20 protein-coding genes are annotated in these 23800 nt (G+C 61.4%); 11 read left to right on the top strand and 9 right to left on the bottom strand.

What is annotated here, in order from left to right; genetic code table 11:
- Positions 1-9: 9 nt before the first annotated feature.
- Together EDE09_RS07780 and EDE09_RS07775 are read right to left on the bottom strand one after the other, a co-directional pair.
- Positions 10-894, bottom strand: a complete 885-nt coding sequence (locus tag EDE09_RS07780) for a dihydrodipicolinate synthase family protein (protein ID WP_132409586.1) — start codon at positions 892-894, stop codon at positions 10-12.
- 555 nt (positions 895-1449) lie between these two features.
- Positions 1450-2463, bottom strand: coding sequence for a LacI family DNA-binding transcriptional regulator (locus tag EDE09_RS07775; RefSeq protein WP_132409584.1), 1014 nt, complete (start codon positions 2461-2463; stop codon positions 1450-1452).
- Positions 2464-2741: 278 nt separating this feature from the next.
- Here EDE09_RS07775 and EDE09_RS07770 point away from each other — a divergent pair, with 278 nt between their 5' ends.
- The 5 genes from EDE09_RS07770 to EDE09_RS07750 all read left to right on the top strand — a co-directional run bounded on the left by EDE09_RS07770 (position 2742) and on the right by EDE09_RS07750 (position 8396).
- Positions 2742-3788, top strand: coding sequence for a sugar ABC transporter substrate-binding protein (locus EDE09_RS07770; RefSeq protein WP_105372868.1), 1047 nt, complete (start codon positions 2742-2744; stop codon positions 3786-3788).
- Between the two features lie 72 nt (positions 3789-3860).
- Positions 3861-4682, top strand: a complete 822-nt coding sequence (locus EDE09_RS07765; RefSeq protein WP_112799653.1) for an ATP-binding cassette domain-containing protein — start codon at positions 3861-3863, stop codon at positions 4680-4682.
- Between the two features lie 8 nt (positions 4683-4690).
- Positions 4691-5941 carry a sugar ABC transporter permease gene (locus tag EDE09_RS07760; protein WP_132409675.1) on the top strand — a complete coding sequence of 417 codons (1251 nt, stop codon included), beginning with the start codon at positions 4691-4693 and terminating at the stop codon, positions 5939-5941.
- A 21-nt stretch (positions 5942-5962) separates the two neighbouring features.
- On the top strand, positions 5963-6691 hold the full coding sequence (locus EDE09_RS07755; RefSeq protein ID WP_132409582.1) for an SDR family oxidoreductase: 729 nt from the start codon (positions 5963-5965) through the stop codon (positions 6689-6691).
- Positions 6692-6746: 55 nt separating this feature from the next.
- Positions 6747-8396 (top strand): FGGY-family carbohydrate kinase, encoded by a 1650-nt coding sequence (locus EDE09_RS07750; protein WP_132409580.1) that lies wholly within the window; start codon positions 6747-6749, stop codon positions 8394-8396.
- 164 nt (positions 8397-8560) lie between these two features.
- Here EDE09_RS07750 and EDE09_RS07745 read toward each other — a convergent pair whose 3' ends face one another.
- Positions 8561-10654: an ATP-binding protein gene (locus EDE09_RS07745; RefSeq protein WP_132409578.1), complete on the bottom strand. Its 2094-nt coding sequence runs from the start codon at positions 10652-10654 to the stop codon at positions 8561-8563.
- Positions 10651-11391 carry a response regulator transcription factor gene (locus EDE09_RS07740; protein WP_132409577.1) on the bottom strand — a complete coding sequence of 247 codons (741 nt, stop codon included), beginning with the start codon at positions 11389-11391 and terminating at the stop codon, positions 10651-10653. Before EDE09_RS07740 ends, EDE09_RS07745 begins: the two co-directional genes overlap by 4 nt.
- Positions 11392-11611: 220 nt before the next feature.
- Here EDE09_RS07740 and EDE09_RS07735 point away from each other — a divergent pair, with 220 nt between their 5' ends.
- The 6 genes from EDE09_RS07735 (at position 11612) to EDE09_RS07710 (ending at position 18718) form a co-directional block, all read left to right on the top strand.
- The gene (locus EDE09_RS07735) at positions 11612-12634 is read left to right on the top strand and encodes an ABC transporter substrate-binding protein (RefSeq protein ID WP_207914817.1); all 1023 of its coding nucleotides are present in this window, start codon (positions 11612-11614) and stop codon (positions 12632-12634) included.
- A 118-nt stretch (positions 12635-12752) separates the two neighbouring features.
- Positions 12753-13778: an ABC transporter substrate-binding protein gene (locus tag EDE09_RS07730; protein ID WP_132409575.1), complete on the top strand. Its 1026-nt coding sequence runs from the start codon at positions 12753-12755 to the stop codon at positions 13776-13778.
- Between the two features lie 72 nt (positions 13779-13850).
- Complete coding sequence (locus EDE09_RS07725; RefSeq protein WP_132409574.1) at positions 13851-16073, top strand: iron ABC transporter permease; 2223 nt, start codon at positions 13851-13853, stop codon at positions 16071-16073.
- Positions 16070-17131, top strand: coding sequence for an ABC transporter ATP-binding protein (locus EDE09_RS07720; RefSeq protein ID WP_112799638.1), 1062 nt, complete (start codon positions 16070-16072; stop codon positions 17129-17131). Before EDE09_RS07725 ends, EDE09_RS07720 begins: the two co-directional genes overlap by 4 nt.
- 34 nt (positions 17132-17165) lie before the next feature.
- Positions 17166-17831 carry an HAD family phosphatase gene (locus EDE09_RS07715; RefSeq protein WP_105372859.1) on the top strand — a complete coding sequence of 222 codons (666 nt, stop codon included), beginning with the start codon at positions 17166-17168 and terminating at the stop codon, positions 17829-17831.
- An 89-nt stretch (positions 17832-17920) separates the two neighbouring features.
- On the top strand, positions 17921-18718 hold the full coding sequence (locus EDE09_RS07710) for an inositol monophosphatase family protein (RefSeq protein WP_132409573.1): 798 nt from the start codon (positions 17921-17923) through the stop codon (positions 18716-18718).
- Positions 18719-18833: 115 nt separating this feature from the next.
- Here the strand turns inward: EDE09_RS07710 and EDE09_RS07705 are convergent, their stop codons facing one another.
- The 5 genes from EDE09_RS07705 to EDE09_RS07685 are packed head-to-tail and all read right to left on the bottom strand — an operon-like array spanning position 18834 to position 23748.
- Positions 18834-19580 (bottom strand): ribonuclease activity regulator RraA, encoded by a 747-nt coding sequence (locus EDE09_RS07705; protein ID WP_105372857.1) that lies wholly within the window; start codon positions 19578-19580, stop codon positions 18834-18836.
- 21 nt (positions 19581-19601) lie between these two features.
- Positions 19602-20765 carry a mandelate racemase/muconate lactonizing enzyme family protein gene (locus EDE09_RS07700; protein WP_132409572.1) on the bottom strand — a complete coding sequence of 388 codons (1164 nt, stop codon included), beginning with the start codon at positions 20763-20765 and terminating at the stop codon, positions 19602-19604.
- A 30-nt stretch (positions 20766-20795) separates the two neighbouring features.
- Positions 20796-21893, bottom strand: a complete 1098-nt coding sequence (locus tag EDE09_RS07695; RefSeq protein ID WP_132409571.1) for an ABC transporter ATP-binding protein — start codon at positions 21891-21893, stop codon at positions 20796-20798.
- An 11-nt stretch (positions 21894-21904) separates the two neighbouring features.
- Positions 21905-22792: a carbohydrate ABC transporter permease gene (locus EDE09_RS07690; protein WP_132409570.1), complete on the bottom strand. Its 888-nt coding sequence runs from the start codon at positions 22790-22792 to the stop codon at positions 21905-21907.
- Positions 22789-23748 carry a sugar ABC transporter permease gene (locus EDE09_RS07685; RefSeq protein ID WP_132409569.1) on the bottom strand — a complete coding sequence of 320 codons (960 nt, stop codon included), beginning with the start codon at positions 23746-23748 and terminating at the stop codon, positions 22789-22791. The genes EDE09_RS07690 and EDE09_RS07685 overlap by 4 nt, the downstream gene beginning before the upstream one ends.
- Positions 23749-23800 lie beyond the last annotated feature (52 nt).

Raw genomic sequence — 23800 nt, 5'->3', positions numbered from 1 at the left:
CATTGAGCCTCAGGCGGCCCGCGTTGCGAAAGCCTGATCGAATGCCAGAGCAATCCGTTCGCGATCCTGCGGCGCGACGGTAACGAGCGGAGGCCTCACGTTCAGCCATAGCGTGTTCCCGCTCGTATGGGCAACCAGCGCCTTGACGGACGGGGTGACCGGATATTTCAGGATGACTTCCACAAGATCGGTGATGCGGCGATCATCCTTGCCATCCACGGCCATGGCGCGCACTTCAGCGCCCAAGAGGTTGGCCATGCCGGAAATGGCGCCCTGGCCGCCCATGCCGGTGCCTTGGGCCAGATGACGTTCATCGCCGATCATGATCGCCAGGTCGCCGTGGCCCTTCAAAAGATGCTCCGTATACGCCCAATCGCCGCCAGAATCCTTGACGCCGACCACGATGGCAGGAAAAGCCGCCCGCATCCGCGCAACAAGCTCAACCGAGATCTTGACCATGGTGACCGAGGGAATGTTGTAGACGATCACATCGCGCGCCTTGGAACCTAGTCCGGCAAAGACTGCGGAAAACCATCCGAACAGACCATCATCGGTGACATTCTTGAAATACGAAGGAGGGGCCAGAAGAATATTGCGGGCACCGGCGTCCAGCGCTTCAGCCATCTGCTCCACCGCATCCGAAACGGAATCCACAAGAACACCCGCAACGATCTGTCTGCCGGAAATACCGGCGGACGTCAGCGCCGAAAGAACCTTGCCGCGCTCGTGAGAGCCAATCGAGCTGCCTTCGCCGGTGGTGCCGAACACCGTGACGCTATCGCAACTATGAGCGAGGCAAAACTTCGCATGTTCCACGAGGAGGGGGAGCAGGATTCTGCCGCTTTCGTCAAACGGTGTGGTCAGCGCCGCTGACAGGCCGAACTTCGTTGCCAATAGACTGCTCCTCCGAACTAACATCATTATAATATGCATTTAACATGTTAGTTGTAAATAGCTGATTCGCAGTAATAGGGTGTCGGTCTTGATGCTGTCTGAACCGGATTTTTATCGAATAGATTCAATATGTTTGTTACATCTTCTGGAGGTCAAAGAATTTTAACTCCTGTCCAAGGGACGGGAGTGGTAAGCGCCGTGGCAACGGCGGGGAGTTTTGTATCGGTGGATGTGGCCGCGTAGCGCCAAAGATGGACAGCGTGCCCGGATGGGTGCTGGAAATCAGAAGGGCGGGCGCGTTCGACCAGCTGCTGCGCAACCTTTTTTTGACTTGCGCTTTGCCGACGCCCGCTTTCACCGGCAGATCGCTGAGGTGAAGCCCGCTGCAAAGATCCCGCTTGCTTTGACCGACGTGATTCCTGCCGCATAACAACGGCTTCGGTGGTTCAGATTCCATCGATATCCGCCCGTCCGCTTCTGCGTCCATTGTGGGGATACCTGCACGTTCCCGTCCCTGGGAAGTCCCCTGGGTTGGACAACCCCCTCTTGTCTGGCTCACGCAAAGATAGGCGGAATTTCGATTAGATTCCTGGTATCATCGCCACCCTTTTCGAGGATGTCAAAGGCGGCCGTCAGCATGCCGGGCACGTCCTGTCGCGCCATCTCGATGTCGTGACCAAGCAGCGCGACGAACGGATCCCAGTCGAAGCAGCCGATGATGGGAGGCGCTCCGTTTAAGTGCGGCGATGACTTGATCCACCGCATGACGCCTTCCAGCGAGATGGTCGAATTGACGAACATGCCGCGCGGCACGCTTCCTTCCCTTGCTGCCATCGCGCTTAGCGCTTGTGCAGCCTTTTCCGGGGCGTAGCCGCAGGCAAGGATATGGTGTTCCTCGATCGGGACGCCGAGATCTTGGTGCGCCACGCGAAAACCGCGGATACGCTCAGCGGTGTTATGGTCTGAGCCCCGCCCGCCGATAAAGAGTAGTGGCGACATCACGCCGGTCTTACGCCGGTGATTGATGAGGGTGCGCCTGGTCAGTTCGCGCGCGCCGGCGAAATTGTCAGAGATGACCGAGGGCGCTTTGGTTCCCGGCAGATCGAGATTGAGACTGTGGGCACCGGCTGCAAGGCAGATGTCGGTAATCCGGTCGGGATTGGTTGCGCCGGTCGAGATCAGCCATTCGACCTGGTAAGATAGCATGGTTCGAGCTGCCTCGACCTCAAGATCCGGATCGCGCAAAGTGCAGGTGATGATAGGGAACAGGCCGCGTTCCCGCGCCATGATTTCGAAGGTTTCGACGATCGAGCCGAAATAGCGGTTGTCGTATTTCGGCACGATCATGCCGATGATCTTTGACTTGTCGCGCCGCAACAGGCTCGCCTGCATGTTCACCGCGTAGCCTTGCTCCTCGGCGATCCGGGTGATCTTCTCCGCAAGCTGCGTGCTGATCCGGCGCTTTTTCCAGTTCCCGTTTAGCACGGCGCTGACGGCGCTCGCCGACGTTCCGGCAAGTTCGGCCAGATCGTAGATCGTCGTCTTTTTCTGCGGGCGCTGCTGATTCACGAATTCCTCCTGATGAACCCAACTTGACATCAAACGAGAGAAGTGGCAATTGATGCTTCATCGATTGAGCAATCTTGCTCCATCGATAATGCAGGTCGGCTGTGGAGAGTCAGCCGGGAGGCGTTCTGTCAGTGCCCATGTCTTGCGGCGCCGATGTGTTCGGCGACGAACGATGAGCTGCGTCCTCATGTCAGGCGATGCGGAATGGGTATGGGGAGCGATGATCCGGGGCAGTCTCTTTAAGGCGAGCTGTTCCCATTCAAGGAGGAGAATGAGATATGAAAATTCGTTCCATGCTGCTGGCAACCGCCGGTCTCGCCGCAATGGTTTCCGGTTCCGCTCTCGCGCAGGAGGGGGCAACCGTCGCCTTCCTGATGCCCGACCAGGCATCGACGCGCTATGAAGAGCACGACTATCCGGGCTTCAAGGCCGAGATGGCCAAGCTCTGCCCGTCCTGCACTGTTATCTATCAGAATGCCAATGCGGACGTCGCACTCCAGCAACAGCAGTTCAACTCGGTGATCGCGCAGGGCGCCAAGGTCGTTGTTCTCGACCCGGTCGATTCCGCTGCGGCTGCTGCGCTTGTCGAAATCGCCCAGTCCCAGGACGTCAAGGTCATCGCCTATGACCGGCCGATCCCGAACAAGGCTGCCGACTACTACGTTTCCTTCGACAACGAAGGCATCGGCCATGCGATTGCCAAGTCGCTCGTCGATCACCTGAAAGCGAGTGGTGTTCCGGGCGGCTCGGGCGTCCTGCAGATCAACGGTTCACCGACCGATGCGGCGGCAGGCCTCATCCGTGACGGTATCCATCGCGGTCTGAAGGACTCGGACTACAAGACGCTTGCCGAATTCGACACGCCGGAATGGGCGCCGCCGAAGGCACAGGAATGGGCGGCTGGCCAGATCACCCGCTTCGGCGCCAAGATCAAGGGCGTGGTTGCCGCAAACGACGGGACCGGCGGTGGCGCGATCGCCGCCTTCAAGGCCGCCGGCGTAAACCCGGTTCCACCGATCACGGGTAACGACGCGACGATCGCTGCCCTGCAGCTCATCATCTCGGGCGACCAGTACAACACGATCTCCAAGCCTTCGGAAATCGTCGCCGCTGCCGCCGCCAACGTCGCGGTCAAGCTCCTGAAGGGCGAAACCCCGGAAGCCAAGACCACGCTCTACAACACACCGTCCGAGCTCTTCGTGCCGGCCGTTGTGACCGCGGAAAACATCAAGGCTGAGATCTTCGACAAGGGCATCCAGAAGCCCGAAGAAATCTGCACCGGCGAATATGCCGAGGGTTGCAAGAAGCTCGGTATCACCCAGTAATGATCTCCCAAGGCGCCCGGCCGGGGCTTGCTCCGGCCGGGCGTGACCCATGTCGAAAGAAGAGCGCCCGTCATGCAACGAAATGACATCGGTCTGCCTCCAAAAGGCACGACCATCCTGAAGCTGAGCAATGTCTCGAAGAACTTCGGTGCTGTATCCGCTTTGTCCGACATCGAGCTGGAGGTGAAGGCGGGCGAGGTCGTCGCTCTGGTCGGCGACAACGGCGCCGGCAAGTCGACGCTAATCAAGGTTCTGGCGGGCGTCCATCGGCCGAGCTCCGGCCGGATTGAGTTCTGTGGCCAGGAAGTCTCGCTCGACAGCCCTAGCCGCGCGCTCGAACTCGGCATCGCGACGGTGTTCCAGGATCTGGCGTTGTGCGAAAATCTCGACGTCGTAGCCAATCTTTTTCTCGGCCACGAGATATCGCCCTGGAACCTCGACGAGGTGGCGATGGAAGTGCGAGCCTGGACCCTGCTTCGGGAGCTCGCGGCCCGTATCCCCTCGGTCCGAGAACCGATCGCCTCGCTCTCCGGCGGCCAGCGCCAGACGGTCGCGATCGCGCGCTCGCTGCTGCTCGACCCGAAGATCATCATGCTCGACGAGCCGACCGCTGCCCTCGGTGTCGCCCAGACGGCAGAGGTTCTGAATCTGATCGAGCGCGTGCGTGAGCGCGGCCTCGGCGTCATCATCATCAGCCACAACATGGAAGACGTACGAGCAGTCGCTGACCGCATCGTGGTCCTGCGTCTCGGCAAGAACAACGGCGTCTTCAGTCCGGACGCGTCCAGCCACGAACTCGTGGCCGCCATCACAGGGGCCACGGAAAACGCCGTCTCGCGCCGTATCGGCCGCAAGAGCGGCGAGCAGGCAGCAACCGGCGGGAGCCACGCATGAGCACCGACATGTCCCCCAATTCCAAGCCCACCTCGCTCGCACTCGATCGCAGCGACGAGCGTGTCAGCCACGCCGACGGCATCGGCGGCACAATCCGCGCCTTCATCAGCCGCGTCCGCTCCGGCGATCTCGGCATGCTACCGGTTGCGATCGGCCTGATCGTCATCTCGACGGTCTTCAGCATCCTCAACCCGATCTTCCTCGCACCGAACAATCTGGTGAACCTGCTGTTCGATAGCGCCACCGTCGGCATCATCTCGCTCGGTATCGTCTGCGTCCTCATCCTCGGCGAAATCGACTTGTCGGTCGGCTCGATGAGTGGTCTCGCCTCCGCGATCATTGGCGTGCTCTGGGTCAATTCCGGCATTTCGCTGCCGCTCGCTATTGGTGCCGCCCTGGTCACGGGCGCGGCAGTAGGTGCACTCTACGCCATGCTTTACAATCGTCTCGGCATGCCGAGCTTCGTTGCCACGCTTGCAGGCTTGTTGGCATTGCTTGGGATGCAACTCTATATCCTCGGCCCAACGGGCAGCATTAATCTGCCTTATGCTTCGCCGCTCGTCCGCTTCGGCCAGATCCTCGTGATGCCGGACTGGCTGTCCTACCTGCTCGCCCTGGTCCCGGGTGCCGTCCTGATTGCTGCCGGTCTGGTGATCAGGAAGCGCCGTCAGGCGGTCAATCTCTCCTCGCAGCCGCTGAGCAGCCTCGTCGTCAAGGCCGCCGTTCTGACTTTGGTCCTGGAAGCTGCCGTCTACTACCTCAATATGGGGCGCGGCGTGCCATGGATGTTCGGCCTCTTCGTGGCTCTTGTCGTCATCCTCAACTATGCACTGACCAAGACTCAGTGGGGTCGGTCCATGTTCGCGGTCGGTGGCAACCGTGAAGCCGCCCGCCGCTCCGGCATCAATGTCCGCCGCATCTACATGAGCGCCTTCATGCTGTGCTCAACGCTGGCCGCGCTCGGTGGCACGCTCTCGGCAGCCCGTCTCGCCTCGTCCAGCCAGCAGGCGGGCACAGGTGACGTCAATCTGAACGCCATCGCCGCAGCCGTCATCGGCGGCACCAGCCTCTTCGGCGGTCGCGGCAGCGCTTATTCGGCACTTCTCGGCATCATCGTCATCCAGGCGATCTCGAACGGCCTGACGCTGCTCAACCTCAGCTCGTCGCTTCGCTACATGATCACCGGTGCCGTTCTCGCCATCGCCGTGATCGTCGACTCGCTCGCTCGCCGTTCGCGCGTCAGCCATGGCCGCGCCTGATTTGAAAACTGGAGACCTGTTATGACTGAACTGATGAAGGGCAAGGTTGCGGGGATCACCGGCGCCGCCTCAGGTATCGGGCTTGAATGCGCCCGCACACTGATCGCCGAAGGCGCGACCGTCGTTCTGATCGACCGCGCCAAGGACAAGCTCGAGACGCTTTGCCAGGAACTCGGCGAGCGCGCAAAGCCCCTGGTGGTCGATCTCTTCGACGGTCCTGCCGTCTCCAGCATGCTTCCCCGCATCCTGGAGCTTGCTGGCCGGCTCGATATCTTCCATGCCAATGCCGGCGCCTATATCGGTGGGCCGGTGGCCGAGGGAGATCCGGATGCCTGGGACCGGATGCTCAATCTCAACATCAATGCCGCCTTCCGCTCGGTGCATGCGGTCCTGCCGCACATGATCGCGCAGAAGTCGGGCGACATCCTGTTCACCAGTTCGATTGCCGGGGTGGTGCCGGTGGTCTGGGAGCCGATCTACACGGCATCGAAGTTCGCAGTCCAGGCCTTCGTGCATTCGACCCGCCGTCAGTTCGCTCCGCACGGCGTGCGTGTCGGTGCGGTCCTGCCAGGGCCAGTCGTCACGGCACTGCTCGACGACTGGCCGAAGGCCAAGATGGAGGAAGCGCTTGCCAATGGCAGCCTGATGCAGCCAAAGGAAGTGGCCGACGCCGTGCTCTTCATGCTGTCGAGGCCGCGCAACGTGACGATCCGCGATCTCGTGATCCTCCCGAACAGCGTCGATCTCTGACGCCGGCGTGATCCGGAAGCACGCACACTACAAGCCGACAGCAGAGCGTAAGATCATGACCCCAGCCCAAAACTCGTCCGAGGGAGCCCAGCAATACGTCATCGGCGTTGATGTCGGAACGGGAAGCGCGCGTGCGGGTCTGTTCGACCTCTCCGGCAAGATGCTGTCGGTCGCCAAGCGCGACATCACGCTTTTTCGCGAGGCCGGCTCGATCGTCGAACAGTCGAGCACGGAAATCTGGAACGCGGTCTGCGCGATCATCCGTGAGGCGGTCGCTTCTGCCGGGGTTGATCCGACCCGGGTCGTCGGGCTCGGCTTCGATGCGACGTGCTCGCTCGTCGTGCTCGGGGAGGGCGGCAAGCCGCTCGCCGTCGGGCCGTCGGAGAAGGCCGAACGCAATATCATCGTCTGGATGGACCATCGCGCGGTTGCCCAGGCCGAGCGCATCAACGCCATGGGTCATGACGTGCTGCGCTACGTCGGCGGGCGCATTTCTCCCGAGATGGAGACGCCGAAGATCCTGTGGCTGAAGGAAAACCGCCCCGCGATCTTTGCGGCCGCCTGGCAATTCTTCGACCTTGCCGATTTCCTCACCTGGAAGTCGACCGGCGATCTTTCCCGCTCGACTTGCACCGTGACCTGTAAGTGGACCTATCTCGCCCATGAGGCGCGCTGGGATGAAAGCTATTTCGAGAAGATCGGTCTCAACGAACTGGCGGCTGAGGGCTTTGCCCGCATCGGTACAGCGATCGTCGAGCCCGGGATCCGTCTCGGCCAGGGGCTGACGGAAGAGGCGGCAAATGAAATGGGGCTGAAGCCTGGCACCGCGGTCGCGGCCGGCATGATCGACGCCCATGCGGGCGGGATCGGCACGGTCGGGATCGGCGGCAATCCCACCGAGAACCTCGCCTATGTCTTCGGCACCTCCTCCTGCACCATGACCTCGACCGCAGAGCCGGTCTTCGTGCCCGGCGTCTGGGGGCCTTATTACTCGGCCATGGTGCCGGGCATGTGGCTGAATGAGGGCGGTCAGAGTGCGGCCGGCGCTGCGATCGACCAGCTTCTCTCCTTCCATCCGGCAGCAAGCGAGGCGACAGCCAGGGCGCGCGTAGCGGGCAAGTCGCTTCCAGCCTTTATGGCCGAAATCGCCACGGGCAAGGTCGCGAATGCCTCGGAGGCGGTCGAGCTCGCGGCCGGCCTGCATGTCGTCCCGGAGTTTCTCGGCAATCGCGCGCCCTTCGCCGATCCGCATGCCCGCGCGGTCATCGCGGGGCTTGGAATGGAGCGCGACTTCGACAACCTGGTCGCTCTCTACATCGCCGGCCTTTGTGGCATCGGTTACGGACTGCGCCAGATCATCGAGACGCAGGCCAAGGCCGGCGCTTCGGTGGAACGGGTCGTCATCAGCGGCGGTGCGGGGGCAAGTCCGCTGGTCCGGCAGATCCTCGCGGATGCCTGTGGCAAGCCGGTTCTCGCCCCAGTCGCAGAGGAACCGGTCCTGCTCGGCTCGGCCATCCTCGGCAGTGTCGCTGCCGGCGTCTATCCCGATGTTCGCCACGCCATGGGCACGCTCTCATCAGTTGCCTCGGTGTATGAGCCGAGGGACCAGGATATGGTCGGGGTTCATGAACAGCGTTACCAAGCTTTTCTCAGCCTTCAGGAAATTTCGAGAAAGATACGACCTTCGACGGCGCTCGCGGTTTGAAATTGCTCATGCGTGTTCTGATGCCGCTCGTCATGCGAGGCGGGTAGGTGCCATCAACTACGGCGCGTTGCAGGCCGGCGCGATGAAACAAAGGAAGTGGGTCGATGAACACGACTAGCAAAGGTCGTAGGATCGTCGGTCTCTTCAAGAGCGGATGGCAGGTTTCATGCGGGAAAGAAAAGTTCGACGACCGTTCCCTTGCCCGGCAACGAGGTGATACGGGCGTCTCCGCCGCTTTGGCGCACGAAGCCGTAGACCACAGCCAGACCAAGACCGGCGCCCCCTTCGGCATCGCGGGTGGTAAAATAAGGTTCGAACGCCTTGTCGATCGCCTCCGCTGTCATGCCGATGCCGTTATCCGCCACGCTGACGTTGACGCCGGCATCGCTGCGGGAACAACGGATGAGAATCGTTCCGCCCGCCGGCATGGCCGCAGCGGCGTTCAGACAGAGATTAAGGATCGATTGCTCGAAGAGGGCCGCGTCGATGAAGACAGTGGGCAAGTCGTCGTCTATCTCGAAGGAAAGCCGGCACTTTTCGCCGATGGCGATTTCCAGCACGTCGGCCATGCCGCGCAGCACTGCGCCGATCTCCACCGGGCCAGGATTGCTCGGCTGCTGGCTGCCGATCGAAAGCATGCTTCCGGCCAGGGACCTGCCCCGGTCGGCTGCCTTGCGGATGCGGGCGATGTGCCGCTTTTGCCGGTCATTGAAGCCGGCTTCGCGCTCCAGCAGGCCAAGGCTGCCGGTGATGATCCCGATCATGTTGCCTACCTCATGGCTCACCTGATGGGTCATGCGCATGATGCCGTCGAGGCGCTGGATCTTCGCAGCCTCGGCCTCCTGCCGATCCATGTCGGTAATATCGCGTGCGAGAAGGATGATCCCGCCATCCGGCTGGCGCGATAGCGAAACTTCCGTCACCCGGCCGGCATCGGACCGATGGCGCAGCACGGCCCGGTCGCGGAGCAGTCCGGCATCGTTCTCGGCCGGCAGAAGTGCCGGATCGATCTCTTCAAGGGGCGCGACGAAACTGCGGAGCGGCAGCTTCCGGGCCGAGCCGGACCAGCCGACCAGCTCGATGACGCGCCGGTTCATCGTGATTGGCCGGCCGCGCGGATCGAACAACGCGATGCCCTCGTTCATGCTGCGGAAAGTGGAACGGATGGTGCGGGCGGCCGCCTCGGCCGTGCGCCGCAGCCGCGTCACGCGCTCGACACTCTCCCGGAACGCACGGAAAGCTTCGAGCAGACGGACCAGTTCCGTCTCCGTGCCCTCATAGCTCGGCGTCTCGACATCCTTGCGTCCTTCGGCCAGCGCGTTCATGCCGGTGGAGAGCGCGACGATTCCGCGCGAAACGCGCATGACGGAGCGGATGGAGAAAATCGCCATGACCAGCACAAGCAGCGACGCCAGGGCGACGATGACAAGCAAGCGGCTCAGAGCGTCGGACGTCGAAATGAGATCTTCGTTGAGACCCCGGGCGACGGCCTCGCTCTGGGTCTCGGTCGCATGCGAGAGATCGCGAGAAACGGAATGCAGGCGCCCCACTGCGGCGCGGATGGAAAACATTTCAAGCAGATAACGGGTCTGAGCCTCAAAGACCCGCTCATAGGGCATCAACTCGTCGGGGGAAATCCGCGAATCCGGGGCGGCCCGTTCAAGGCGCTGCGTCGTTTCAGCGACATAGCGGCGACGCAGTTCGCCGAGCTGGAAAAGACTGTCCGAGTTCGACGCCGACTGCACGATATCGTTGAGCTGCCGGCGGAAATCGGCGTCTGCGATCCCGCCGCCGGTAGCAATTTCCCCGAGCGCGGCCGCGGCCTCTGCCTTGTGCTGCTGAGCCGCTTCCGCATCGCCGGCAAGTGTCGTCGTCTGCATGCGGATCGTCTCCAGCAGCTCGACGATGTGGGCCCCGGCAAACCCCTTCATAACCGTCTCGTCGTGTTTCGGCTGCATGGTGAGAAGCAGCGCATCGACCTGGGCGACGACCGACCTGCTTTCGCTGGAGACCCTGTAAGGCGACGTGGCGTTCATCAGGAAAGGCGCGCTGGACACCAGATCGGAGACCTGCCGCGAGACAAGTGATGCCTTGGCGAGACTTGAAAACGCCTGCAGGCCGTAAGCCGCCATCTCCTCGCGGGCGCGCTGGAGGCCGTAGACTGCGACCGTGGCCAGACTGAAGACAAGTACGCAGATGAAGACAATCGCGAAGGGCAGCCGAAAGGCGATCGAGGAGAGAAACGGGCGACTGATCACGGCGAGAGCTCGCCGTCGTCGGTACTCAGTACATAGCCCTTGCTGCGGCGTGTCTGGATGTGGCGCGGCAGGTCCGGATTGCGCTCGATCTTGCGGCGAAGGCGCAGCACGAGCACGTCGACATTGCGGTCGATATAACGCTCGCTTTCGGCGCCAAGCCTGTCGAGGATGTGAGCGCGGCTGACGGGCAGGTTCGGGGTCTCGGCAAGAATTTCGAGGAGGGCAAATTCGGCGTTGGTGAGGGATTTGGCGGGATCATTCAGGCAGACGGCGCGCCGGTTTTTAAGATCGACCGACCAGTCGCCGAGCCTCAGCGCCGCCGGTTCATGCTTGCGGTCGATTTCCGGCTCGTGCTTCAGCGAGGGGATCGTCCGGCGCAGCACAGCCTTGATGCGCGCCGTCAGCTCGATCGGCTCGAAGGGTTTGACGACGTAGTCGTCCGCCGCCGTTTCCAGGCCGAGCACCCGGTCGGCGGCGCTGCCGGCGGCCGTCACCATGACGATGCCGATATTGGTCTGCGCACGGAGGCGCTGCGCGAAGGTGCGACCGGAGGTGCCCGGAAGATTGTGGTCGACCAGAACCAGATGCACGGTTTCGCGGCTGATCACGCCAGCGGCCTCTTCTGCCGACGGTGCGGTAAGCGGCGTCCAGCCCTCCGCCTCCACCAGGTCGGAAATGAGCTCGGCCATATCCGGATCGTCCTCGACGATCAGAATCCTTATCCTCTCATTCAACATATGCACGTCCTCCCGCGCCCATCATAGGCGGGGCCATCGCAATCTTCAAAGCGGCTCGCATTATGGGGCCTGTCATATTTGTAATCTTTGTCACTTTCGGAATGCCGGGCCTGCCCGCGGTTGTAAGAACGGTAACCATTCTGAGGGTTGCGGCAGCTGGTAGATGTGGCATCCTGACTGCGGAGATTGGGACGTTCACCGTTCCAAATGGGAGGATATCGTGAGAGGTAAAAGCGCTTTCGGCGCGGGCGTTGCATTGTGGTTGTGCAGCGTTTCGGCTGGCATGGCCGCCCCATCGCTCACCGTGCTATGCGGTGTCGATGAAGCGTGGTGCGCCGAGATGAAGACGGCCTACGAGACGAAAACCGGCCTCGAAATTGCGATGACCCGCAAGAGCACCGGAGATATTCTCAACCAGATCCGTGCCGAGAAGGCGGCCCCGACAGTCGACGTCTGGTGGGGCGGCACTGGTGACACGCATCTGCAGGCGGGTTCGGAAAACCTGCTCGAAACGTATCAGCCGGCGCATGAGCGAGACCTGCTGCCCTGGGCGCTGAATTTTTTTGCCATGTCCGGTAGCCGCTCGGCGGGCATCTATGCCGGAGCGCTCGGCTTTGCCTACAACGCCGACCTTCTGCGTGAACTGAAGCTGCCTGCACCGACCTGTTGGAAGGACCTGACGGACATCGCCTACCGCGGCCGTATCCAGAGCGGCAATCCTAAGTCGTCGGGGACCGCGTTCACGACGCTTGCGACGCTCGTGCAGCTTTTCGGCGAAAACGAGGCTTTCCGCTTCCTTGCGGCTCTCAACCGCAATATCGACCAGTACACGACCGCAGGTGCCGCACCGGTCAAGGCGGCGGCGCGCGGAGAAACCCTGATCGGCATTTCCTTCATGCATGACGCCGTGACGCAGAAACAGGCGGGATCGCCTCTCGTCATCGTCGCCCCCTGTGAGGGTACCGGATACGAGATCGGGGCTGTCAGCATCGTCAAGGGTACCCGGCATCCGGAAGAGGCAAGGCAGTTCGTCGATTTCGCCCTGAGCCCGGAAGGTCAGGGGACCGGTGCCGCTGCCGGCCAGAACCAGGTCCCGTCCAACGCGAAATCGACCTTGCCGCTCGCCGCCCCCGATATCTCGTTGATCAAGATGGTCGATTACGACTTCGCTACCTTTGGCTCGCCGGAAGAGCGAAGTCGGCTGCTCGAACAGTTCGACGCGGTGATATCAGCGACTAACTAACTGCCAACACCAACCACGACCCGAACTTCGTGAACGCGCCGCTCGCAAGCAGGCCGAAGGCCCTGCCGTGTCTCGTTCGCACCAAAATCGGAAAACCAGGCAACAGGAGGATGCCCCGATGAAACAGACCCTTTCCCTTATGCTCTTCGCTGGTACGGCGCTTGCAGCTCTCCCGGCGCAGGCGGCCGGCGACCTCAACCTCATTTGCTCGGCGGACGTCGTCATTTGCGAGCAAATGAAGGGCGATTTCGAGAAAGCCCATGGCGACATCAAAGTGAACATGGTGCGCCTCTCATCCGGCGAGACCTATGCCAAGGTACGTGCGGAAGCGCGCAACCCAAAGACGGACATCTGGTGGGCCGGGACGGGCGACCCGCATCTGCAGGCCGCTTCTGAAGGCCTGACGCTCGAATACAAGTCGGCTAAACTCAACGAACTGCACGACTGGGCGAAGAGTCAGGCGGAAAGCTCCGGATACCGCACCGTCGGCGTTTACGCCGGCGCGCTCGGGTGGGGCTACAACACGGAAATCTTCAAATCGAAGGGGTTCAAAGAGCCGGCTTGCTGGGCGGACCTCCTGACGCCGGAACTGAAGGGTGAGATCCAGATCGCCAATCCAAATTCCTCCGGTACGGCCTACACGGCGCTGGCCTCTCTGGTGCAGATCATGGGCGAGGATCAGGCTTTCGATTACCTGAAGAAGCTCAACAATAACATCTCGCAATACACGAAGTCCGGTTCCGCGCCGGTCAAGGCGGCCGCCCGCGGCGAAACGGCTCTCGGCATCGTCTTTGTGCACGATGCGGTGGCGCAGACGGCAGAAGGCTTCCCGGTCAAGTCGGTTACGCCGTGCGAAGGCACCGGTTACGAGATCGGCTCCATGTCGATCATCAAGGGTGCGCGCAACCTCGACAATGCCAAGATCTGGTACGACTGGGCGCTGACCTCGGAAGTCCAGTCGCGAATGAAGGACGCAAAATCCTTCCAGCTCCCCTCCAACAAGAGCGCCCAAATCCCCAAGGAAGCTCCGCGCTTCGAGAACATCAAACTGATCGACTACGACTTCAAGACCTACGGCGACCCGGCAAAGCGCAAGGCGCTCCTCGAGCGCTGGGATCGTGAAATCGGCGCCGCCGCCAACTGATGGTGTCCTGAGTGGCGGCGCCCTCCCTCTGGGGTGCCGTCTCCTTTCAACGCAATGACAGCGAGGTCGGCCATGATGCATGGCAATCGAAGGCTGGACGTCGTCCTGCTCCTGGGCGCGGTCGCTATGACCCTTCTGCCCTGGTACCGGATCGACGGTGGCTTCTACGGGCTGGGCTGGCTGGCCGGTTTCCCCTTTTCTTCCGCAGCGGCGCCGAATCTGGTGCAGGTCGGCGTGCACGGCCGGCTCTGGCTTGCCGGTGCCGTCCTGCTCCTCCTCATCGCCGGTGCTGCCCGCGGTATGGGAGATCCGATGCGCCGGGGCGTCGTTCTGGCTTGGGTAGGCGCGCTGGGCATTCTGTTCCTCGCGTTCCAGGGCCTCGCCATCGGCCTTACCGGCTGGACATGGACTATCAGCGGGACGCTGTTCGGGCCATTGTCCGACGGCCAGCCGGCGATGGGCGCCGGTGCTGTCCTTTCCGCCATCTCCTTCGTGCTGCTCTTTGCCTTCGGTCTTGCCGAGCGTGGTGTGATGAAGGGAGATGCCTTCGTCGTCAGTGCGATCTCGCTCCTCGTCTTCCTCGTCATCGTCTTCGTCTTCTACCCGATCGGCAGCATGTTCATCGGTGCGGTGCAGGATTTCGACGGCTCGTTCAATCCGGATAACTTCACCCGCAACGTGCAGGATTCCGGCATCTGGAGCCTCGGCTGCCTGACCGGTGGCGCGCGCTGCGGCGTCGCCTGGCGCACGCTCTGGCTTGCCATCATGACCGGCCTCGGTTCAACACTGCTCGGCCTTGCCTTCGCGCTCGTCGCCACCCGTACGCGCTTTCCCTATAAGAAGGGCCTGCGCCTCCTGACCATCCTGCCGATCATCACGCCGCCCTTCGTCATCGGTCTTGCGCTGACCCTGCTCTTCGGCCGTGCCGGCGTCATCACGCAGGGCCTGTCCAACCTCTTCGCCATCGAGCCCGGCCGCTGGCTTTACGGCCTCACCGGCATCTGGATCGCGCAGGTGCTGTCCTTCACGCCGATTTCCTTCCTCGTGCTGATCGGCGTCGTCGAGGGCGTCAGCCCGTCGATGGAGGAGGCTTCGCAGACGCTGCGGGCCGGCCGTTGGCGCACCTTCTGGCGCGTTTCGCTGCCGCTGATGAAGCCGGGCCTCGCCAACGCCTTTCTCATCGGCTTCATCGAGAGCATGGCCGATTTCGGCAATCCGCTGGTGCTCGGCGGCAGCCATGGCGTGCTCTCGACGGAAATCTTCTTCGCGGTCGTTGGTTCGCAGAACGATCCCTCGCGCGCCGCCGTACTCGCCATGGTGCTGCTTGCCTTTACTCTGTCTGCCTTCCTTGCCCAGCGTTTCTGGCTTTCCGGCAAGAATTTCGCGACGGTCACGGGCAAGGGTGACAGCGGTGCCCACATCGCCCTGCCGCGCGGTGTCTCGATCGGCGTACACGCTCTCGTCATCCCGTGGGGCCTCTTCACGCTCGTCATCTACGGAATGATCCTCGTTGGCGGCTTCGTTAAGACCTGGGGCCTCGACAATTCCCTAACCCTCGACCACTACGCCAAGGCCTTCTCGATCAGCTTCGACAACGGATTTGTCTGGACGGGCGTCGCCTGGAACTCGTTCTGGACAACGATGGAGATCGCGCTGATCTCTGCACCGTTGACGGCGATCGTCGGCTTGCTGACAGCCTATATCATCGTGCGCCAGAAGTTTGCCGGCAAGAACGCCTTCGAATTCGCTCTGATGATGAGCTTTGCCATTCCCGGCACGGTCATCGGCGTCAGCTACATTATGGCGTTCAACCTGCCGCCGCTCGAAATGACCGGCTCGGCACTGATCCTGATCGCCTGCTTCGTATTCCGCAACATGCCGGTTGGCGTGCGCGGCGGCATTGCGGCGATGAGCCAGCTCGACAAGAGCCTGGACGAAGCCTCGCTGACGTTACGCGCCAACAGCTTCCGCACGATCCGCAAGATCATACTGCCGCTCCTGCGGCCTGCAATCACGGCGGCGCTGGTCTATTCCTTCGTGCGCGCCATCACCTCCATCAGCGCCGTCATTTTCCTCGTCAGCGCCGAATACAACATGGCGACCTCCTACATCGTCGGCCTCGTCGAAAACGGTGAATACGGGGTGGCAATCGCCTACTCCTCCATGCTCATCGTCGTCATGGTCGCCGTCATCACCGGCTTCCAGCTTCTTGTTGGCGAACGGCGGCTTCGGCGCGAAAACCGCGTCGCCGGCATTACCCCGTCCGCCACTCTTCGTCAGGAGAAAACCGCATGATTACCCAGAAAGCCGGTTCCGTGGTCTTCCAGAACGTGAAAAAGACCTTCGGCGCCTTCACCGCCATTCCCGACCTCTCGCTCACCATCGAGCCCGGAACGCTCGTCACCCTGCTTGGCCCCTCGGGCTGCGGCAAGACGACGACCCTGCGGATGCTCGCCGGTCTTGAACATCCGACGGCGGGGAGAATCCTCATCGGCGGCAAGGACGTCACCATGCTGCCGGCCAACGAGCGCGACGTTTCCATGGTTTTCCAGTCCTATGCACTCTTTCCGCACATGAGCTCGCTTGAGAACGTCGCTTATGGCCTCGAATCTTCCGGCCTGTCCCGCAGGCAAGCGCGGGAGAAGGCGGAGGAGGGGCTGGCGCTCGTTGGCCTGGCCGGCATGGGACAGCGTCTGCCGGCCGAACTCTCCGGCGGACAGCAGCAGCGCGTCGCGGTGGCTCGTGCGCTCGTACTGGAGCCGCAGGTGCTTCTGCTCGATGAGCCTCTCTCCAACCTCGATGCCCGCCTGCGCCGCCGGGTGCGCACGGAAATCCGCGAACTCCAGCAGCGCCTCGGTTTCACCGCCGTCTATGTTACGCATGATCAGGACGAGGCGCTCGCCGTCTCGGATCGCATCATTGTCATGAAGGACGGGCAGATTGCCCAGTCGGGAGCCCCGCGCGAGCTTTATGAATCGCCCGCTTCCTCTTTCATCGCCGATTTCATGGGGGAAGCCAATGTGATCCCGTGCGACGTGCTCGGCATCGATGGCGCCGACGCAGAAATCCGTATCGGCGGATTCCTGCATCGGGTGCCCGCGGGCAGGGCGAAGCCTGGTGCAGCAAGCCTCGCCGTCCGCCCGAGCGCTGTCTCGCTGTTGGAGGGGCGCGGGCAGGGGCTCGCCGGCCGCATTCTGCATTCGGCCTATCTTGGAGACCATGTCGAATACGAGGTCGAAACGGAGGTCGGCACGCTCTTCATCGTTGACCATGCCGTTGACCGTATCCTCCCTGCCGAGTCCGAAGCCACATTAGGCTTCCGCGGCCGCGGCATCGCTCTTATCAGCGCCTAAGAGCCCCTGAGCCAATGCGTTCGAAGGAGCAAGTATGATTGATATTCTATCGCTCGAGAATAATTTCGAGGCTGTCATTTTCGATTGCGACGGCACGCTCGTGCACACTCCCCCTGTCTATGCGGACGCATGGGCCTCCGGCTTTTCACTTTCCGGCAAGCTGATGAGCCATGCCTGGTACTTGGCGCGTGCGGGGATGTCTGAAGCGGTTCTCATGGATGCCTTCGAACGAGAATTCGACGTTGTGCTCGATCGCGAATGCGTCATTGCCACGATGCGATCGCGCTTTCTCCGGAATGTACACAATGTGCGCGAAGTTCGCGTGGTTGCCGCAACCGTTCGCCGGCTGGCTGGCGTGCTTCCGATGGCCGTTGCCTCTGGTGGTTCCCGAGAAATCGTTACAGCCACGTTACAAGGAACTCGTCTACGGGAGTATTTCAGCGAGGTGGTCACGATAGATGATGTGGCTAATCCAAAGCCGGCGCCGGACCTGTTCCTGAAGGCGGCCGCTTTGTTGGGAATTGAACCAAACCGATGTGTCGTGTTCGAAGACAGCGAGCAAGGAATTGAAGCAGCTCGACGGGCGGGAATGAGCGTCATTGATGTAAACAGCTTCGCTCTCCACGAGCCGCAATGCGAGACCACGGTAGGCGGCAGCTCGATGCGCAACCCTGACGAACATCGGCAACGATCCTCCTAGTCACCTTTGCTGTCTCACCCCGGCCTCGCAAGCTGACGGCATCGACCTCTTAAACAGTCAACGACCAGAACCATTCAAGGAATACCAGCATGACGTTGCAAGAAACCGGACTTGATAAGCGCTTCGCTCTCGCCAAAGCGATTGCACGTGAGGCGGGCGCTATGGCGCTCGATTACTTCAACCGGCGCGAGACGCTCGTGATCGAGACGAAGCGGGATCTGCAGGACGTCGTGTCCATTGCCGATCGCAATGTCGAGACGCTCATACGACAGCGCGTGGCGGAAGCCTTTGGGGCAGACGGATTTTTGGGCGAGGAAGGCGGTTACCAGGAAGGACAGTCGGGATTGATGTGGGTGGTCGATCCGATTGACGGGACGGCGCCGTTCGTCAATGGCATGCCGACATGGTGCGTGTCGATCGCAGTTCTGCACCGCGGTGTGCCGGTGATCGGCGTAATCCATGTTCCATGCGATGATGAACTCTACGCAGCAGCAGCAGGCGCGGGCGCGAGCCTGAACGACAAGACGCTCAGCCTCGATCCGTCAAGAACTTTGCAAAACGGCATGACCGGCATTGGCTGCAACACCTATGTCACCCCGGAACGGGTAGGTGCGATTGTCTCCGCCTTGCTCGGCAAAGGCGGAAATTTCATCCGGAACGGCTCCGGTGCCCTGATGCTGGCCTATGTGGCCGCGGGCCGGCTTGTCGGATACTACGAGCCCTACATGCGCGCCTGGGATTGCATGGCCGGCTATTGCCTCGTCAAGGAAGCCGGTGGAAGCCATCTCCCTTTCCCCGCTGAGGGAGAAGCCCTGTTGCAGGGCCATCCGGTGCTGGCGAGTAATCAGACAGCCTACGCCGATCTGCTGGCAATCCATGCCGGTTGAACTCCCAGCCGTCCAACGCAGATGATTTCGTTTCGATTAAGGCGGCCAAGGACTGAGGGTGGCGTTCGATTGTTGGGTCCTAGAAATCCGACGCCCGCCCAGGGTAATTCATCGGCTAAATTGTTCCCAGGCGGTTTGTCTTGCGCCACTCTTCGTATTCTCCTTGCGCATCGTTATGCAGCGGATAATAGCGCTGCAACGACCCCCCCTCCATAAGCTTCGCTCGCGAGAACTCCTCCCATTCGTGATGCTTTTGCGACTCCTTGATTACCTGCGACGCCATTGCCACTGGAAGCACCACTACCCCATCATCGTCGGCGACGATGATGTCGCCGGGGATGACAGTGACACCGCCGCAGGCGATCGGAACGTTGACGGCATTGGGGTAGATGCTGGTCTGGACATGATAATTGGGCGTCCAGCCGCGCAGCCATAAGGGGAGATCCAGCTTCTCCACATTGGGCCGATCGCGCATGCACCCGTCGATGACGATGCCGGCGCCGCCTCTGCCCTTGAAATACGTCGACATCATATCGCCGAATACGCCCGAACTCATGTCGCCGCGCGCATCGACCACGACCACGTCGCCCTCCTGCGCGTGATAGAGCACATGCCGGTGCAACTGCGTCTCCGGATCGGCATATTCGCCCTCGGTGAAGAGGTCCGGTCGCTGCGGCAGGAACTGGAGCGTCAGCGCCGGCCCGACGATCGACTTCCCATGGTTCTGCGGCACGGGACCGACCATGTGCGGATTACGGAAGCCCATATGGCCAAGCGTGCCGGCAACCGTCGCGGCGCCGATGTCCTTCAGCGCGTCGATCAGGTCCTTGGGCGGCCGCGTAATGTCTGGAATATGCGTCATTTGAGACTCCGATGGATGAAACTACCAGTTCGTAACGGAACCGTCGCGGCGCCTCAGGTGAGGCGCCTCCCAGAAACGAAAGCTCTCCGCCTTGACCGCCTCTTCGTTGACCTCGACGCCGAGCCCCGGCAGATCGCTGACGGGGTAGTCGGGACCATCGAGCCGTGGCTGCACGGGGAAGAAGTCGGAATTGTCGAAACCCAGCTTGGTTTCGGGTGCCCTGGTCTCGAGCCAGGCGAAATTCGGCACCGCGGCGGCGAGATGGATGGTTGCGGCCGTGCAGACTGGGCCTAGGGGATTGTGCGGCATCAGATCCACGTAATGCGCCTCGCTCCAGCCAGCGACCTTCATGGCTTCGGTGAGCCCGCCGACATTGCAGACATCAAGCCGGTTGAACTGATGAATGCCGCGCTCGATATAGGGCAGGAACTGCCACTTGCTGGCAAATTCCTCGCCGATCGCGAAGGGGATGTCGGTCATCTTGCGCAGGGATTCATAGGCCTCCGGCGTCTCGTCTCGTATCGGTTCTTCGAGGAAATCAAGCACGCCACGGTCGAGTTTGTTGCAAAAGCTCGCCGCCTCCGCCACCGACAGCCGATGATGATAGTCGACGCCGAGCACGACCTCCTCGCCCAGCGCCTTGCGTGCCTTGTTTAACATGGCTGCAGTAGCGCCGATCGACTCGCGCGGCTCAAAGATATCCCTGCTGCTTTGCCCGATAGGGAAGAAGCGGATCGCCTGCCACCCCTGTGCGCGCAGCTCGCGGGCCCGTTCGATGGCAACTTCGCCCTCGGCCTCGTCACCGGTCGAAGCGAAGGTGGGAACGCGGTCACGCTGCTTGCCGCCCAGCAGTTCGTAAACGGGAACCCCCAGCGCCTTGCCCTTGATGTCGTGAAGGGCAATGTCGATGGCGGAAATCGCCGCCTGGAGAACACGCCCGCCTTCGAAATATTGGCTGCGATAACTTTCTTGCCAGATCCGACCAATCTGCATCGGATCGCGGCCGATGAGAAACTCGCGATAGTGCTCGATCGCGCCGACAACCGCCTTCTCGCGACCGCTCAAGCCGCTCTCGCCCCAGCCGAAGATGCCCTGGTCGGTCTCGACCTTGACGAGCATCTGGTTGCGTGTCCCCACCCATACAGGATAGGGCCTGATAGCGGTTATTTTGAATTTCGTAGTCATCCACGCCCTCGTTCACGCATCCGCTCTGTCTCAGTGGGCCTTGAGGGCCATTTCTGTTTCGCCGTCGAACAGATGCATCCGCTCCTGGTCGAACTCGAGCCAGATCTGCTCATCGGGCGCGACGGCAATGGTCGGCGGCATGCTGATGTTGACGAGAGCGCCGGACAGGAACGCCTGTACGAAAGTGACGTCTCCTGTCGGCTCCACCGTGTAGGCCTTGGCAGGGATGCTTCCTGGCACCGCACTCTTGTGCAGCTTGATCGTCGAGTGACGTGCGCCGAGCACGATTTTCCTGGTTTTTGCCTTCGCGACCTTCTGGGCGTTGTGTGGCGAGAGCTCGAGGCTCCAGCCCTCCGCGCTGGTCAACACGGACTTGCCGTTTGCCGTCGATGCCTCCAGCGGAACAAGGCTCATCGCCGGACTGCCGACGAAGCTGGCGACGAACATGTTCACCGGGTGGGCAAAGACTTGCGCGGGTGAATCGTATTGCTGCAGGTAGCCGCCGTTCATCACTGCCATCCTGTCGGCCATGGTTACGGCTTCGAGCTGGTCGTGCGTCACATAAATGATCGTCGCCTTGAGGTCCTGATGAAAACGCTTGATTTCCGACCGCATCTGCACGCGCAGCTTCGCGTCGAGGTTGGAGAGCGGTTCATCCATCAGGAATACCGATGGATCGCGAACGAGGGCGCGGCCTAGCGCCACGCGCTGTTGTTGCCCGCCCGAAAGTTCCCGCGGCTTGCGTTCGAGCAGCTCGGTCATGTCGAGCACTCGTGCTGCTTCCCTGACCTTCCTGTCGATCTCTTCTTTTGGCAGCCTGCGCATCTGCAGCGGGAACGCCAGATTTTTGTAGACCGATTTCTGCGGATAGAGCGCGTAATTCTGGAACACCATTGCGATGTCCCGGTCCTTGGGATCGAGGTCGTTGACCACCCGATCGCCGATGACGATGTCGCCAGATGTGAGGGGGATGAGCCCCGCCACAAGGTTGAGCGTGGTTGTCTTGCCGCAGCCTGAAGGACCGACGAGCGCAACGAATTCGCCGTCGTTGACCGTCAGCGAAACATTGTTGACAGCTTTGAAGCTGCCATAAGTCTTGACCAGATCTTTAAGGACCACGTGGGCCACCGGCAACTCCCCTAGTGCTTGACTGCGCCTTCCGTGAGAGCGCGTACGAAGTATCGTTGCAGGACGAGGAACAGGACCACGACGGGCACGCTCATCATGAAGCTCGCCGCCATCAGGCCCGGAAAGTCCGTTGTATTTTCCGAGAAGAAGCGCTGGATGCCGACCGGCAGTGTTAACTGCTCATTCTTGGAGAGGAAGGTGTAGGCGTATATGTACTCGTTCCACGCGCCGATGAAGGAATAGATCGCTGTGGCGATGATTCCTGGCGCCGAGAGCGGCATCACGATCAGGACAAAGGCCTGGAACCGGGTTGCCCCGTCGATGCGCGCCGCCTGCTCAAGTTGCACCGGGATGTTGTCGTAGAAGCCCTTGAGGAGCCAGATTGCCAGCGGCAGGCCGAATGTGAGGTAGGTGAGAATGAGCGACCCATGCGTGTTCACCAGCCCGATCGCGCGCATCAGGATGAAGAGCGGCACGAGAAAGATCACTGCTGGGAACATGTTGCGAAGCAAGACGGCGAAGAACAGAAAGTTCCGGCCCGGGAAGGTGAAGCGCGAAAACGCGTAGGCCGCAGGAACTGCCACGATCACGGAAAGAATGGTCGTGGCTGTGGAGACGAAAAGGCTGTTCCAGAAGAAGCGCAGGAAGTCCTGGCCGACGCTGTTTTGCGGATCGAGCAGCTTCTGGTAACTGGCGAGGGTTGGTTGGTCCGGCCACCATTGCGGCGGGAACTGCATGGCCGCGAAGCCGGACTTGATCGAGGTGATCAGCATCCAGATCATCGGCAACGCGGTGTAAAGCAGTATGAACACGAGGAAAATGCGGCCGCTCCATCGCCATCCGTCGATGCGCCGGCGACGGCCCTGACCTCGAGAAGCAGTCCCGGCAATCGCGCTCATACGTTCCCGTCCTTTCGCTCGTTGCCGCTTAGCGCACGGACATAGAAGTAGCCGAGCGACATTACGATCATGAACAGCAGCACCGAATAGGCCGACGCCACCCCCCAGCGCTGGCGGCCAAAGGCGAGTTCATAAATATGGGTGATCCAGATATGCGACGCGTTCGACGGCCCGCCGCCCGTCATGATCCAGGGGATGATGAAAGAATTGAAGTTGGCCACTGCCAGCAGAAGGATCGTCACCGTCGAAACGTTTCTCAAGTGCGGAAAGGTGACGTGGCAGAACCGCTGCCACGCATTGGCTCCGTCGACTTTTGCGGCGCGCAGCAGTTGGTCGGGAACCGTCTGCAGGCCAGCCATCATCATGATCATGGCAAACGGAAACTCTCGCCAGATGTTGACGACGATCAGCGAGGGCAGCACCGTGCTGACGCTGTCGATGAAATTCGGCGGCCGATCGGCCAGGCCGAGGCCGACCAGCACCGCGCCGATGATCCCAAAGTCCGAATGGTAGATCCACTTCCAGATATACGACGCGGCGACCGCGCTGATGACCCAGGGAATGATCAGGATGGCGCGGAGGATGCCGCGACCGGCAAAGTCGCGATGGAGTGCCAAGGCGCAGGCAAACCCCAGGACAAATGCGATCAAGGTGGATGCCAGTGTCCAGATAAGAGTGTTCGAGGTGACCTTCCAGAACACCGGGCTTTTAAGGATGGCGGTGTAGTTGTCGAGCCCGGTGAAAATCTTGTCCCGGAGCTGCAGGCCAGGCGGCGTGTTAAAGAACGACAGCTCGATCGTGTAGTAGACAGGGTAGGCTATGACGATGAGCATTACGACGATTGCGGGAAGCACATACGCGTAGTCAGCGCGATGCGACCAGATCTTTCGCAGCATGCCGGACTTATCGGATGGAAGTCTTCGGTGAGCCTCGGCCTTGCCAGTCAAGATCGTCACTGTACGGTGCCCTTATTCTTCGGAACGAACCGGCTGCAATTGGGGTGCAGCC

The organism is Neorhizobium sp. S3-V5DH, assembly GCF_004343065.1.
Lineage (GTDB): Bacteria > Pseudomonadota > Alphaproteobacteria > Rhizobiales > Rhizobiaceae > Neorhizobium > Neorhizobium huautlense.
Note: the sequence above shows the minus strand (reverse complement) of the source record. Positions and strands in the feature narration are given on the sequence as shown.